This window comes from Nocardioides oceani, from assembly GCF_030412965.1.
Taxonomy (GTDB): Bacteria; Actinomycetota; Actinomycetes; order Propionibacteriales; family Nocardioidaceae; genus Nocardioides; species Nocardioides oceani.
Map to the genome: position 1 here is coordinate 1 of NZ_JAUHJQ010000312.1, position 211 is coordinate 211.

At 74.9% G+C, this 211-nt stretch carries 1 protein-coding gene; it reads right to left on the reverse strand.

Annotated elements, in window-relative coordinates; genetic code table 11:
- Window positions 1-211, reverse strand: a 211-nt coding sequence (locus tag QWY28_RS24195; RefSeq protein WP_300955433.1) for a hypothetical protein, incomplete at both ends; no start/stop codon positions are given.

Consider the following 211-nt stretch of genomic DNA (forward strand, 5'->3'; position numbering starts at 1 on the left):
CGGGGCGGGGGTGGGTGCGGGTCGAGGCCAGGCCGGCCAGCTCGCGGGGGTTCATGCCCGGCTGCCACATGACGACGCCGTGGCCCTCGCCGTCGCGGCCGCGACGGCCGGCGCGGCCGGTCAGCTGGGTGTACTCCCCCGGAGTGATGTCGGCGTGGGTCTCGCCGTTCCACTTGCTGAGCTTCTCGATGACCACCGTGCGCGCCGGCAT